Genomic DNA, 14,376 nt, shown 5'->3' with positions numbered 1-14,376 from the left:
CAATCTAGTGAGAGCGGACAACTTGCTCGTGAGGACGTGAGAACTTTTTTTCGCCATGCGTTTGGAGATCTCGACGACTTCGTCGTGGCAGATCTTGTCAAGGGCAGTCCAGACGTTGATATTCATATCGCTAAAGCCAATGAACCAAGATACCATTACTCGAGCAACTCAACGGACTCGGTTGGGCCTTGTTGACCTGACCATTACGTCCGACGCCCAGCGATTGGCTCCACTCGTTCGGCAGCACGACCTACTTTCTTTCTAAGCATGGGTTTGCACCTGAATGACTTCGGCGAACCGATTGGTGGACCAATCGCTTGACTAAACGGTCAAGCTGCAATGCGACGCCGGGCTGGGGGTCAATATTTGGGGAAGATGGCCGGGGTCGGGAAACGTTCTTCGTTGCTGGAGGATCCGATGTTGAGGTATTCCTCGCGAGGCACGTTGACCTGGGGCCAGTCAGCCGGACGCACTCGCACGACTCGGCCTGGGCGGATGCCTTCGATGATCAGGTCGGTTTCAAATTGGATTTGGATGCCGCTGCTGCCCAGCGGCGGCTCGCCGTCCATCCGCACCACATCCAAGATCGGTCCCTTGCAGGCCATATGTGCGGGCCCGTAGGCGCCGTGGGTATGTTTTAACGTGGTTTCGACCGCATTCATCAGAGCGTGTTTGCCTGGCTTGAAATCGGCGTACAGGGATTCGTCCATGCCGCCGAACAGCGTCGCGGTCACCTTGGCGCTGCCGAACTTGCCGTATTCCACCGCGTCGACCCAGGCGGGCATCCAGCGGCTGCGGATGAAGGCGTTGTGCGTCTCGGTCTGGTTGCGAGCGGCACGCTTGATCGCGGTTTCATCGAGCCAGATGTCAGAGATATGAAACCGAGTGAACACGCCGCCGGGCGTCGGTTTCCAGCTGATCCCCAAAAGCACTGGCTGGTCGTCAAGACTTCTCTTTCCTCTGGCCGGCCAGATGCCCTCGGCGACCAGTTCCGCAACCTCCAGGCGTTCGCATCCGCGCCAGATGCGAGTGGCGGCATCGATGGTCATTGTTTCCGCAGCGGCCTCCGCTTCGCCGCCCTCGTGCGGTTCGCGGCGAGCCACGATCATGCCTTGGTTGTTCTGAATGTCGATTTCCTGCAGCTTCCAGACTTTGCCTTCCCGCCGGCAGTGGCTCGGTTCGTCTTCCAGCAACAGGACGTGGTTTTCGGCGGGAAAGATGCCGGCGCCGCGATTGTGGTTCGCGTCTTTGGTCTTGTTGTCGACCGGCAATACCGGCACGGAGGCAAGCTTGGGGGCAGGCGGCAGAAAGGCTCGGACGTGCAGCACGGTGCCGAGCGGGATGTCGCGCAGGTCCGCCGGCGCTCCGTGGTAGCGGACCATGCCGTAGGGCAACATGGCGAAGGGGTGCGGATCGTTGCGGTAAAACATCCCCGATCCTTCGACGCGAATGCTGCCGCGACGGTTGGCGTGATCGACGAACACCAACTCGCCCCGGTAGGAATGCGTCTTTTCGATCGGAGGAAACTGCCCGGGCTGGGGGCGGAACGGTCCTTCCTCGGCCGCCGCGAACGGCGCAAACAGGAACGCGGCAAGGCAGATCATGGTGATCGGCCGGAAGCATCGGAGCTGATTCATAGTTCGATCACCTTGTTGCTGTCGCCAAACTGGTCGGTCTCGACTCCCATCCGCTGGGCCATCATCAGCAACAGATTGCTCATGTGGGCGTCCGGATTCGCGGGACGGCTACAAAGACTGTAGTGCTTGCCGGGCTGGTCCAGTTCGTAGCCACCAAAGTGGCCTTGATTGAAGTCCAGGTGGCTGCCGTGCCGAAGGCCCAGATCCGAGCCACCGGCCAGCACCAGCGGCAAATTGGCGTTGCCGTGGCTGTGGCCGTACGACATGCCGCTGCCAAACAGCGACATCGTCGTTCCCAGCAGCGGTTGGCCGTTCAGGTCTTTGGTTTCCTCAAGCCGCGAAAGGAAGTAGCCGTACTGCTCGATGGCAAAGGTGTCGTAGTTGGTCAGCTTTTCCATATAGCCTTCATCGCCGCCGTGATGACTGAGTTGGTGCCGGGATTCGGTGATGCCGATTTCTGGAATGGCGATCGCTTGGCCTTCGCCCCCCAGGCTGAACGTGGCAACGCGGGTGACGTCGGTCTGGAAGGCCAGCACCATCAGGTCATAGACGGTCCGGAAATAGTCGCCCGCTTGGGTTTGAGGGATGTCGCGGTTGGTGCGTTTGCGATCGCTTTCAGAAATCTCCGGCAGCGGCGTGTCGAGCCAGGCGTCGGCTCGCCGCGTGCGGATCTCCGCTTCTCGTACCGAACTCAGGTATTGCTCCAGGCGGCCTCGGTCGGCAGTGCCCATTTTCTGTTCCAGCCGGCGGACTTCGGCCAAGTTATCATCCAGCACGCTGGCCTTGCGCCGCAGGGCTCTCCGCTGCACCGCCGTGCCGCCTTTGGGCTCCTCGAACAGCGACGCAAAGATTTCGCTGCAGCGACGCATCGCGGGCAATTGCACGCCGTCGGCCGTCCAGGCCAGCGAGCCTTGGGTGATGGCGATTTCCATCGACGGATAGCGGGTATGTTCCGCCGTGACGGCCGCCATCTGTTGGTCCACCGAAATCGTATTGCGGTCGGTGGGGCCAAGTTTTCCGCCGGTCAACCAAACCGAAATGCAGTTGTGGTGGTGACTGATGGCGCCCGGATGATGCAGCCCGCTGATCGGCGTGATCACTTCGCGGTGTTTTTCCAAAGGCTTGAGCGATCGAGAAAACTCGTAATCGCGGCCCGGGGTGGTGATCTGATAATTCAGTGAATGGACGCCGTTGGCCAGGTAGATAAAGGCGCTGCGTCGTGGCATCGCTGCGGGCTCGGCCGCATTCAGCGGAGTCATGCACTCCAGCATGGGCAACGAGATGCAGGTCCCCAGGGCCCGCAGTGCGTGTCGGCGATCGAGCAGCCAGGATTGGGAGAGGAAGTTTCCCATGGTTCAGCCTTTTGTAACGAAGGAGGGGCGTGTGCGGTTTGGTGGGCAGCGGCGGCGTTTGCTGGTTCGCCGCTCGGTTAACGGGTTCGGATCAAGTCCGACAAAGCCACCGCTCGGACGATGTCTCGGACACCGTATTGGCTGGCTTTCGCTTCATCGACAATCGCTTCAACGGCGTCCTGATCATCCACGGTCAGCACGCGGCGGAGGGCGTAAGTACACAAGTGCTCGATAAAGGCCCGCGTGATCCGCTGGCGGTCCTCCAACAGCAACTGCTTGAACTGGGCGGCATCGCGGAACGGTCGGCCATCGGGCAGCACGCCGGAAGCGTCCACCAGCGGATCTTCGCCGACGCCCGTGGGCACGTGCTCGCGGGTCCGCCACTGACCGATCGCATCGAACTGGTCAAAAGCCAGCCCCAAGGGATCGATGTTGCGGTGGCAGGCGGCGCAACTGGCATTGCTGGCGTGGGCTTCGATTCGTTGCCGGATCGTGATTTTATTGCCCTTGGGTGGAATCGGCTCGATCGGGTCGACGTTGGCCGGAGGCGGCGGCGGAGTCTTGTTGAAGAGGGCTTCACTGAGCCACACACCGCGATGCACCGGACGATGCCGGGTGCCGTCGGAGGTCAAACCGAGCACCGCGCCCATCGTTAGCAAACCGCCGCGGTGATCGTCGGGTTTCAGCGAGACGCGTTGGAAACCGTCCCGTTTCGGCTCGGGCAAACCGTAGAAGTCGCACAGCCGAGCGTTGGCCATCGTCCAATCCGAATCGACAAAACTTTCGATCGGCAGATTGTTCACCAGCATCTCACGAAAATACTCCACCGGCTCGGCTCGCATGCTGGCTTCGAGCCAGTCGTCGTACTTGGGGTACAGTTTTTTGTCCGGCGGGAACATCCCCACGCGATGCAGCTGCAGCCACTGTCGCGAGAAGTCATCGATAAAGCGGTTGATACGTCCGTCCGACAGCATCCGGTCCACTTCGTTGCTCAGCACCTCGCCGCTCAGCTTTCCGCTTTTGGCGGCGGTGAACAGGTTTTGGTCGGGCATCGAACTCCAAAGAAAATACGACAGCCGCGAGGCGAGTTCCCAGTCGTTCAGCCGGGGCCTTGGCGTCGGATCGCCTTCGACAAGATAGATGAAGTTTCGCGAGGTCAGCACGCCTTGCAGGGCGATCCGATAAGCGTCGGTCATCGATTCGCCGGCCTCGCGTTCACCGAGGTAAGACCGCATGTAGTCGTCCAGTTCCTGCGGCTTCACCGCGCGACGCCAGGCCCGCTCGGCAAACCGCTGCAGGTATTCCGCGACTTCCGCGGGCGCTGCATCGGCCGGAGGTATCACGCGCTCACGCCGCGATTTTTCTGCTTCGGTGACTAGCGGCCCTTCCCATTCGACCCAATCGAGCAGCACGGTGGAAAAGATCCCGTTGCCTTGGTCGTCAAACATCTGCGGGGCGTTGGGGTTCAGCAACCGGGTCTCGCTGCTGTGCGTGAACAGGTAGCCGTCTCGACTAACCAAGGCATTACGAAACGCAGCACCGCCCCTGCGATCGATCCCATCCGTAGCGACCACACAGAAATGCAGCTGCGTGGGCATCTCCAAAAACACTTCGAACTCATAAACCTGCGGACTGTCTTCCGGCGCGGTGATGTCGAATTCGATCAAGCCGTCCACGGTCTCTTCACTGGTTTGCTTGCCGACACTCAGATGAGCCGGTTGACCGCCGGGCGGACGGATTCCGCTGGCCTGCAGACGCAGTTTGTACAACCCGCTGTGTTCGGGTCCGGTGTGTCCCAGCCAGTTTGCGGACAGTGCGGGCTGAACCCGACCTGGGAACAACAGATAACGCAGCGGCCGTTTGATGCCAAACAGGTCCAACGCCTCTTGTTGTTGCTTGCCGCCACCGTACCGCAATTCGGCCGCCGTCTTGCGAACCTTGCGAGGCTCGCTGGCCGCTTGCAGGAAGGCGCGGTCCAGCACGATCTCTGCGGCCCCGTAGTAACGGTCCACATGGGATGGCGAAAGCGACAGCTGCGAGCCGATCCGTTCATACCCTTGCCACAGCGTATCCTCGTTCAACTCTCCCGGTTTCGCCGGATCATAGCGCACGCCCAACAGGTCGTAGACGGTGTTCTGGTACTCGCGGCGGCTCAGCCGGTAATGGGCTATCGCGGGACGCGCTGCCATACGAGCCGCCCGGCCTTGTTTCAGTCGCGAGTCGAGATGCAAGACAAACGCCGAGAGCTCGTCCTGCGTCGGCTGCGGTTCGTCCTGCGGAGGCATCTCGCCGCTGTTGACCTTGTCGATCGCCTCGGCCCAGTGGTGCGTATCAAGGCCCGACTTGAAGTCGCGTGACAGTTGGTCGAAGCGAATGTCACCTTCCTCCTGCTCAGGACCGTGGCAGCGAATGCAGTGCTTTTGCAGAAAGCTTTCGATCGGTTCCGCAGCCGATACCGGCATCGCCACAGTAAAAAATGTGCAAGCAACAAAACAGACTTTGGTAATAATTTCTGTACTCAGGCCGCGGCCAGCCTGAGGCATTGCATGACATCGTGGTCGCGAAGAACTATTGGACATCGATCCTCTCAATTGCGTTCAATCCGCATCAAGCTTGTCGAACTTGCAGGTATATAGAGCCTCGCATTTTAGCACGTGGATGGGTGGTGTGTTCCAATATCACGCAAAAGACCGTGGAACGGACCACTCTCAACAATTCCCCCCTGACTATCACGAGTGATGCGGCACCCGAATTCCGGCCCTTTTCTTACCCCTATCATTCGCATGCGACGTCCTCCATCATCCCCAAGCTTGACCGCGGAAGAGGTGGGAGAGGAGGTTAGGAACCGTTCGGAAATACCTTCGTCATTCGAATTTTGTTACAAATCACGCGGGTTAAGTGTTTTCTCTGTAGTGGACGAGGCTACGAGTCTCGCCGTGCCACTAAGTCGCTGGGACTCGTTGCCTCGTCCACTACCTCAAAGCTGGCCGACCTACGCCCATTCCGGTAAAGCTCTAGCGGAACGATCCTGGCGACACCCAGCGACTTAGGTGCCGGCGCGTCGGGCCCAGCGCTCGACCGTGGGGTGTAGCTTGACGGCGTCGCCGTTTTGCGGCTCGGCGTCGGCGAAGTGTTGACGCTGCAGCGCGTTGATGTCGGCTCGCAATTCGGCTCGCTCGCTGCTGGGCCATGCCACCGCTTGCGTCTGTTCGATCCGCCGCAGCAATAACGCCGCACCGGTCGGAGTGAGCGACTGGGGAATCGCGATCGACGTTGTGCTTGCCATGGATTCTGGTTTGGCGTGTCGCAAACGCCAGACAATCAAAGCCAACAACAACAACGCCGCCAAGCCGCCGGCCAACCATACGATCACAGGGATCCACGGTGAGTCGAACCGTAGCGTCTGACCTTCGACCGGCACCAGATCGTAATCTTCGTAGGTGAACCGCTTGATCGATATCGGCGAGTCGGCCGCCACGTCGGTTTGGGCTTCGGCGTCGGTGTTCGCGGCGTCATCGGTGGTTTCGGCAGGCGACTTTTTGGGGACCGTCAGCGAAACCAGAGTTTCGGCTCGAGCATCGCTGACAGCCGGGAAGATAAACCGATCCGGTTTGGCGGCTACGACGGAGGCTTCCGGAACATACGTCAGGCTCCACTTTCGCATCGTACCCAAGCGGAACAGGCCATCACTGTCGGGTTCCAGATTCGGCAGGCTTTTAGAGTACGCCATGTAGGGATTGCGATTGCTGGTGGTGGTGTCTTCTTCTTCGGGTTGGGCCCGGTGGGTTTGGCTGACGTCAACGGGATCGGCGACCAGTTGCGCGTCGTCGAGCATGTAACCCGGCAAGGCGTCGGCCAAGTTGTCGAACAGTTGGTTGATTTCGGGCAGTACCCCGGTGGCCCGCGCGACGATTTCCAGCCGCACGGTTTGTTCCTCTTTCTGATCCAACATCGGGCGAGCGTCGAGCGTTTGTTCGATCACCAAATCGTCCAGCGGCCGCGGCGCGGCTTCGGCGGCCGCGTCGATCAACACCGTGTTGGACAACACCGGCAATACGATCGGTCCCGAGGCATCATTGAAATGCATATCCATCTGCACGGCTGGCAAATGGTCGACGCTGGGGTCGGCGGCTTGCAAAACCAAGTAGGCCATCGGCTTTTCCTGCCATCCGGTCTGGCCTTCCAACCGGATCGGGACGGCGGGGTTCATCGGTTGAAAGAAATCGATGCCCAGCAATTGGACGGTGCCGCTGAAGGACTTTTCGATACTTTTCTGCAAACGTTCCTGATAGTTGATCGTCTGCCATTGCCCGGCGTTGAACTGCGAGAAACTGTCCATCAGGTAACGGGCGAAGCCACCGGAGGAGCGATCGATCGACGCGGTGTGTTGCAGCGTCAGGATCGCGCCAAAGGGCTCGGTGCCCACCCGATCACTGCCGTCGATGGTGAGCTGTAAATGGATTTCATCTTCGACCAGTTCGTGGTACAGATCCAACGTGCGGCGGATCGGTGCTCCGGCCGGGTCTTGTCCCACCACACGGGCGGCGGCTTGCAGCAACCGCGGCTTGACTTCGGGTTTGGTTTCGGACAAACCGGACATGATGCCGCGAGCAAATTCGCCGATGTGGTAGCTCGAATGCTCCGGCGACATCTTCAGCATGTCGTCGCGAATGCGGTCGATTTGATCGGCGTTTTCCATGCCTTCGGTCATCAAATCCTCCAGCGTCAACGCCCCCAGGTCGCTGGCCCCCAAGGCCAGGCTGAACCACACGTTATAGATTTGCATGTCGGGACGGACGCGGCCGTCGGCCAGGGCTTCACGGTACCGCGAGGCGGCGTCTTCGAAAGCACTGAACACCAATTTGCGGGCGGCGTGATAGGCCACGGCGTCCTGTTCTCGTTCGCCGCGGAACTGCATACGGTCAAAGCTGAGGGCGGCTTTGAGGATGGCGTGTTGCCACGCGTCCTGTTCGTCTTGACTGTTGGCGACGGCGGATTCGGCCAACGCGGTCGCTAGGTCATAGCCGGTTTCGACGATTTTTCGCAGTTCGGATTCGCTGCGTTCAAACCCCGCGTCCTCTTGCGCCTTGCGGCTTCGCCAATCACCGCTTAAGCCCTGACGCATCGTCGACGCCAACTGGCCGGCAACCGAGGCATCGATTTGTTCGATGGGGCCGAGGATGCGCTGCACCGTGTCGCGTTCGTAGGCCTGGGTGGGTCCGTAACAGGCGCTCAGCGCCGTCACCACGCCCGGCAGTTTGCGGCCGTCGATGCCGATCCCGTCCAACACGTCCAGCAATTCGGCCAAACGATCCAGATTGCGTTGTTGCCAACCGCGGGTGACCGGCGTCGAAGGACGAACGCGTCGGCTGAAGGCATAGAACCAGGCATTGTTATTCACCACCGGCTCTTGCGTGCGAGCCTGCATGCGGTCGACCCACAGGTCCAAGAACCCGGTAGCCAATTCGGTGCTCATTGCCGGTTGACGCTGGACGCCCTGAGCCAGCAGTTCCAGGGCCAGGTCGGTTTCGTCGGCGATCAGGGCCACGCCGATAAAGGCGTTGTAGGCGCGGCCGACCAGGCTGGGTTCGATCTGTTTTCGCCAAGCTTCGTCGGGCATCGAACGCAGCAGCAAGGCGGCGACTTCCGAAACCCCGTTCTTCTTGGCTTGTTCCTTGATGGCGTTTTCCGCGCGAGACAACAGGCCGATGGTCAGCATCCGCAAAGGGATCGTCAGCTGGTCGAGTTGCAGGTGTTGTTGGGCCAGCAGCGTATCGACCGCTTCTTTCATGGTCAGGATCGCCTGTGCCCGGACGGCTTCGGGCAATTTTTCGTCTTCCAGTTTGAGTGCCTTTAGTGCTACCGCTTGCAGTCCTGCCGGAGCCAACGATGGATGTTCGAACAGACTCCGCAGCCAAGCCAGTCCGGGGCCCGGGGGCACCCGCGGCAGCAGGTCGACGGCGCTGCTGAGGCACTCGGAGCGGAGGGCCGTGTCGGCGCTGTCGAGCAGGGCGATTTCGCCAAACAGCGACCAGGCGTTTTCGAGCATCCGATCACTGGCGGCCCCCTTGGCTTCGGCGGCGCGGGCCATCAGGTACTCGGCGTGGCCTTTCATCACCGCCGCGTTTTCCGTATCGCGGGCCTCCTCCAGCGACGGCATGAACTCGAAGGCTTCGATCGGCAGGCCAGCGGCCAGAAGCAGCCGCATGGTGCGGTTACGATGCGCCTCGGTCTCGGTGCCAAACCAAGTGGTGCCTTGGCGAAAGCGTTCGATCAACGGCCGTGTGCTGGTTTTCTTCGCGGCGGCCTTGAGCAACCCGGCCAGCGCGTCGATCTGCCAGTCGGTCAGTTCCGCCGGAGCCGCTTCGGACAGCCCCAGCACGTCTTCGGGGATCAATTCGGAATCGGCATGGTTGGTGCCCGAGATCAACGCGGCGTACATGCCTTCGGCTTCGCTGCCGGCTCGCAGCACCAACAATGCTTTGACCGCGTCCCATTCGGCGGCCATGGCGTGACGATGGAACCACTGGATGATTTCCTGGTCATCGGCGTCTTCGGCGGGCAGCGATTGCGATTCCATGCCGATCTGGCTGCGGGCTCCCAAAACGGCTTCGGGACGCCGAACAAAGTTGACCGTCCGCATCTGCCGCACCAGTTGACGGCGGCGACCATTGGCGGTGCCGCTGCCGTTGTCGTCCTGCAGCCAGGGACTGAGATCCAGTCCTAAGTCTTTGTAGTAGACAACCATGGCCCGCCGCTCGGTCGCGGGCAGCGTTTTTAAGGTGTCCAGGATCGCTTGCGTGTCCGCGTCGGCTTTGGGAGCGGCCTGAGCCGGCTGGGCGGCTCCTTGTGCCGCAGCTTGTTGCGCCGCTGTGTTTTGTACCGCCGCTTGTCCTGGGGACGGCAAGGGGTCGGCGATGGCTTGCACCGCGGAACGCAACTTTTGAGGCGTCTGAGCCGTGGCAGGAGGGAGTAGGGTGAACGCAATTGCGGCCAAGATCGCGGCCAAGGCGAGCGTACGGTTTTGGGCAGTCCACGCTCTGGCGAGCGTAGCTACGATTTGAGCGAACCACGCTCTGGCGAGCGTAGCTACGATGAGTTTCGCGACAATCGGAGCGGGTTGCGTGGAGGTCATCGGTTGGATCGAACGGTTTGTCATGATGGGCAACGGTTGGGTTGTGTTCCAAGCTCTAGCGAGCGTCGCGACGTGTGGAATACTCTTTAAAAATTCGATTTCTATTTCGCTCGGGCGGTGGATCACCATCCGACGCCCCGGGGTCCGGGGATACCGGCACCGGCGGCGGGCGGTCCGTCTTGCAGCGGGCCACGGCCGGGTTGCTTTCCGCCGGGTTGGTCACCCGGTTCTCCGTCGCCCGGCCGGCGGGCCAACGGAGCGTTGCGAGGCAGCGGCAAACCTTCCAGTTGGTCAGAGACGCTTTGTTCCAGATTCAGGACCTGTTCCAGGTTCCGCTGCATCCGTTGGCTACGGTCGAGGTCCGTGGTGTTTGCTTCTGCGGCCTCCGCGGCAGCCGCATGCTCGGCGACCGACGGCGCTGTGACTTGGGCTGAGGCGGCGTCGGCCGAAGGAGCGTGTTCGGGAGCGGCCAGGTAGCGGTAGTGTTGGCGGGCGGCGTTGGCCACCGGTCGCCAAACCTCCGGCGGACGGCCTTCTTCACGCAGCAGTCGGGCGCCGACGTACTGCGCCGCTGCCAGCTCTTCGCGAATCGCATCGGTGGGCAAGGCGTGATCGTCGCGATCGCCATTCGAGCGGTTGCCGGTGATGGAGGCGGGCTGCACGGCGGATGCCGCCTGTTGGTGGGCTTCGGCGACACGCAGGTCGAGCAGAGCTTGCAGTTGTTCGATGCCGTTAAAAACTTCGCCTGAGCGAACCATCGCGCGGGCTTCGGCCCAACGCAGTGATTCGAGTAGCTGCCGATCGGACTGGGGCAGCTCCGCACGATTGTGTTTCTGGTTGGCGACCGTTTCCACCTTCAACAAGGTTTCGATGGCTTGGCCATACCGCTCGGCCGTCGCGTGCCACCGTTCGGAAGCGTCGGCGTAGGCAGAGTTTTGTTTTTCGGTTGCGGTCAGCACGGCTTGCGCCAGCGGGTGCTTGACCTGCGTTTGCCAGTCGACGCCGGCGGCAAAGGCCGCGCGGCGGGCTTCCAATAGATGCAGCTGAGCTTCGTAGGCGGCGGATTGGGCTTCGCTGGCGACCCCCGCGAGAGACTCCGCTTGGCGGATCATGCTGGCCGCCCGATCACGAGCCAGCCAGGTTTGTCCCGGACCGTAATGGTAGGCCAATACAAACACCGGCAGCACCAGCCACAGCAACCAGAGGAGTGAACTGCGCATCAGGCAAACTCTCCGGAGAGGGAATCAAGCCGCGGGGTTCCCCACAAACTCAGGGCGGGCAACAGCAGCGACAATAGCCCGGCTCCCAACACAACCGCCAGCACAGCCGCATCGCGCAACCCTACGCCCTCGGCGACCCGCGGCTGGATGATCGATAGCCGGTTCAGCAGATCGCTGGGTAGGTGCCGCGTGTTAGCGTCGATGTAGGTGCCGCGCAGTTGCCCGGCCAGGGTTCGCAGCGAATCGACGTCTTGTCGCGAGGCGTGGCCGGCGATGGTCGTCGCTTGCCCGGTTTGCCCCAGCCCGATCACCAGCGTATCGGAGATGGCTTTGGGGATCGCACGGATCGGCGTGGTGTCGGTGCTGTCGCCATCGCTGACGACCAACAACAAGGCCGAACCGTCGGGCCAACGGCGCGCGTATTCGATCGCATCAGAGATACTGGATGACAGCTGCGTGGGGCCGGGTTCGAAGGCGCTGAACACGGGCAGCCCATCAAACAGGTTTTGCACGACTGCCTTGTCAAAGGTTTCTTCGACGATCGGGACGGCTTTGGTGTAGACGCCAAACACGGTGATCCGAGTGTTTTCGGCATCCAGTCGGTCCAGCACCGCTTGGATCACTTCGCCGCCGCGAACCATGCGTTGTTGGTAGTTACCGGATTCATCGCGACGCGGCCCGGCGTCTTCCAAGAACATGCTGGGGGACGCGTCCAAGCAGACCAGCACATGCTTGGAAGCTTCCGGGGCCGGTTCAACTTCAGCCACTTGCGGCGGTTCAGTCAGCAGGATCGTCAGTCCCCAAGCCAACAGGCCCATCGTCAGCACGCGCACGGCCGGCACACCGCGAGCCCAAGCCGCCGGTCGACCGCTGGGACCAAAAGCCAGCTTGGCCACCCGCTGGGTGCGTCGCGTTTGCCACCATTCGGCCAAAGCCACGAGGGCCATGCAGGCAATCCCCGCCAGATTGGCCGTGAACAAGGAGCTGCTTACCATGGCGTATACCTCCACTTCAGCAGGCTAAGCGCGTACAGCAGCAAGGCGACCGCACCGATCGCTGCGAAGGGTTCGAAGTAGTCGACCGGCAGCGAGGCGTTAGCGACAAAACGAGCCGGTTGCATCTGGTCGATATGATTAAAAATCAAACGCAGCCCATCGGAATTGGTGGCCAGGAAAGCGTCGCCGCCGGTGGCCCCAGCGATGCTGGACACGGCCGGTGGGATCGTATCGCTGCCGATATGGATGTGGTACATGGTGATCCCCGCATCGTTCAACTGATCCGAGATACGGTCGATCTGGTCTTGCCCATTGAGGTCTCCGCTGGCTCCGTCGGAAACCAGGATCAACAATCGATCGGTGGACGGTGCCGCTGCCAGCCCACTGCCTGCAGCAGAGCCCTGCAAAGACGCGGAACGAAATAGTTGTTCGGCGGCCCGCTGCTGCCGCCACTGGTCGACCGATTGCGGCCCGGTGTCGGTGCCATCAAGCCGCGCGGCTTCACGTTGCATATTGTCGGCACAGTAGCTGAGCGCCGATCCGATCATCGTTCCGCCCATGCCGTTGGGTTGGTTGCGGGGGTTGGCAAAGGCCAGGGCATTGCGGAGGACTTGCAGGTCTTTGGTCAGCGGTACCCAACGCAGCGGCCAGGATCCGAACAGCGTCAGTCCGATCGCGTCGCCTTCGCGTGCGTAGGTGAACGATTCGATGGCCGCTGCGGCGCTTTCGTAACGGTTCTGTTCCCCCATGCCCACACTCATGCTGCCTGAAACGTCCATGCATACCGTGATGTGGGTGGCCACGCGGTCCTGTTCGGGCACCCGCAGCACCTGAGGCCGGGCGATCAACACCACGGCCACCGCCAACATCACCGCTGGCAGCAACTCCACGCCGCGGAGCAATCCAGCCAACCACGGACGAGCAGCGTGCGTTTGGTGGTCAAAGGGCATTCGCAACCCGGCGCCGCGCCGCCGCACCGACCAAAAGCCCAGCGCCAGGGGAAACACCAATAACAACAACCACTGGGGATGAACAAACGTCATGCCGAGCCTCCCACCGTGGCGTTCGCCGGTTCGGTCAAGGCGTCGGCCTGCGTTTGAGCCAGTTCCGCGTGGTAGGGAGCCAACAGGGCATCCATGGTGCTGGGGTTGAGCGAGGATGGTGAGGGGCCGTCGGCGTGGATCCAGGTTTCCAGGGCTCGCAGCAAGCCGCCCGCTTCATGATGTCGTCGCAGCACCGGCAACGCCTCGGCCAACGAATCGGGCAAGCCTAAGCGGCGTTGCCAAAAAACGTACAACAGGATTTCCAGCCGGCTCTGTTCTTCCACCGTCAGTTGTCCTTGGCTGGCCCGCTGGACCAACGGACGCAGGCGATCGGACAAGGTTGGGGACGCCACGGTGGTGGTTGTCGGTTGGGGACTGCGGGATCGCTGACGGATAAAGGCCCACACGATCGGCACCGCGGCCCACAAACACGCGAACAAAATCAATGCCGCGCGGTAACCACCCTGAGCTCGCAGCAGCGGATCGTCGATCTCGTACAAACTGGTGCCGTGACCTGGGGGCAGGTCCGACACGACCCGCACCGGCATCGCTGGCAGCGCTTCCTCGCTGGCCAGTGGCGATCCGTCTGGCTGCACAACCCACTGCGACAAGTCGTATTGTCCGGCGACGGTACCAAAGAACCACAGCGTGTAACGGTGGACGGGGTTTTGCTGAGCGGAGTCGGTGCGTTCGAGTCGAACCAGCACGGCGGCGTCGGTAGATTGATCCGGCAGCGCACGCAGCGAAGCGTTGGGGTGGGTGAAGGTTAACTGCGCCGTCAGGCCGCGTTTGACGGTCAGCAAGACGCTTTCGGATTCGGCAGCGGCGGCCGAGAACGGCAGACCGATCCCGATCAGCAGCAGCGTCATGAAACCAACCGTTTGCAGCGGCGTTTTTCGACGAGCTGAGTTCAGCCGCGTAGCGGCGGCATGATGTAGCCATGAGCGAAAGCCCATGGAACCGGTGCAACAACACGTTGCACCGAACGCTGTAA

Annotated in this window: 8 protein-coding genes; all 8 read right to left on the bottom strand. The window is 61.5% G+C overall.

Translation table 11 applies throughout. The features are described 5' to 3' along the window. Positions 1-359: 359 nt before the first annotated feature. A complete protein-coding gene (locus ABEA92_RS15890) occupies positions 360-1,637 on the bottom strand; it encodes a hypothetical protein (protein ID WP_345684835.1) in 1,278 nt (425 codons plus the stop codon). Beyond that, positions 1,634-2,989, bottom strand: coding sequence for a DUF1552 domain-containing protein (locus ABEA92_RS15885; RefSeq protein ID WP_345684834.1), 1,356 nt, complete (start codon positions 2,987-2,989; stop codon positions 1,634-1,636). Before ABEA92_RS15885 ends, ABEA92_RS15890 begins: the two co-directional genes overlap by 4 nt. Positions 2,990-3,066: 77 nt before the next feature. Further along, entirely contained in the window at positions 3,067-5,568 is a 2,502-nt protein-coding gene (locus tag ABEA92_RS15880; protein ID WP_345684833.1) for a DUF1592 domain-containing protein, read from the bottom strand. Positions 5,569-6,035: 467 nt separating this feature from the next. Further along, positions 6,036-10,148: a hypothetical protein gene (locus tag ABEA92_RS15875; protein ID WP_345684832.1), complete on the bottom strand. Its 4,113-nt coding sequence runs from the start codon at positions 10,146-10,148 to the stop codon at positions 6,036-6,038. A 98-nt stretch (positions 10,149-10,246) separates the two neighbouring features. Further along, the gene (locus ABEA92_RS15870) at positions 10,247-11,344 is read right to left on the bottom strand and encodes a hypothetical protein (protein WP_345684831.1); all 1,098 of its coding nucleotides are present in this window, start codon (positions 11,342-11,344) and stop codon (positions 10,247-10,249) included. Continuing rightward, positions 11,344-12,339 carry a vWA domain-containing protein gene (locus tag ABEA92_RS15865; protein WP_345684830.1) on the bottom strand — a complete coding sequence of 332 codons (996 nt, stop codon included), beginning with the start codon at positions 12,337-12,339 and terminating at the stop codon, positions 11,344-11,346. Before ABEA92_RS15865 ends, ABEA92_RS15870 begins: the two co-directional genes overlap by 1 nt. Further along, positions 12,333-13,382, bottom strand: a complete 1,050-nt coding sequence (locus ABEA92_RS15860) for a vWA domain-containing protein (RefSeq protein ID WP_345684829.1) — start codon at positions 13,380-13,382, stop codon at positions 12,333-12,335. Before ABEA92_RS15860 ends, ABEA92_RS15865 begins: the two co-directional genes overlap by 7 nt. Further along, positions 13,379-14,338, bottom strand: a complete 960-nt coding sequence (locus ABEA92_RS15855; RefSeq protein ID WP_345684828.1) for a hypothetical protein — start codon at positions 14,336-14,338, stop codon at positions 13,379-13,381. Before ABEA92_RS15855 ends, ABEA92_RS15860 begins: the two co-directional genes overlap by 4 nt. Positions 14,339-14,376: the final 38 nt, after the last annotated feature.

Source organism: Novipirellula caenicola, assembly GCF_039545035.1.
In the GTDB taxonomy this organism is placed as follows: Bacteria; Planctomycetota; Planctomycetia; order Pirellulales; family Pirellulaceae; genus Novipirellula; species Novipirellula caenicola.
This window is presented reverse-complemented; position numbering and strand designations above follow the sequence as displayed.

Excerpts from the sequence above, each read along its gene's own strand:
- ABEA92_RS15885 (WP_345684834.1), bottom strand. The coding sequence starts at position 2,989 with ATGGGAAACTTCCTCTCCCAATCCTGGCTGCTCGATCGCCGACACGCA.
- ABEA92_RS15880 (WP_345684833.1), bottom strand. The coding sequence starts at position 5,568 with ATGTCCAATAGTTCTTCGCGACCACGATGTCATGCAATGCCTCAGGCT.
- ABEA92_RS15855 (WP_345684828.1), bottom strand. The coding sequence starts at position 14,338 with ATGGGCTTTCGCTCATGGCTACATCATGCCGCCGCTACGCGGCTGAAC.
- ABEA92_RS15865 (WP_345684830.1), bottom strand. The coding sequence starts at position 12,339 with ATGGTAAGCAGCTCCTTGTTCACGGCCAATCTGGCGGGGATTGCCTGC.
- ABEA92_RS15890 (WP_345684835.1), bottom strand. The coding sequence starts at position 1,637 with ATGAATCAGCTCCGATGCTTCCGGCCGATCACCATGATCTGCCTTGCC.
- ABEA92_RS15875 (WP_345684832.1), bottom strand. The coding sequence starts at position 10,148 with ATGACAAACCGTTCGATCCAACCGATGACCTCCACGCAACCCGCTCCG.
- ABEA92_RS15870 (WP_345684831.1), bottom strand. The coding sequence starts at position 11,344 with ATGCGCAGTTCACTCCTCTGGTTGCTGTGGCTGGTGCTGCCGGTGTTT.
- ABEA92_RS15860 (WP_345684829.1), bottom strand. The coding sequence starts at position 13,382 with ATGACGTTTGTTCATCCCCAGTGGTTGTTGTTATTGGTGTTTCCCCTG.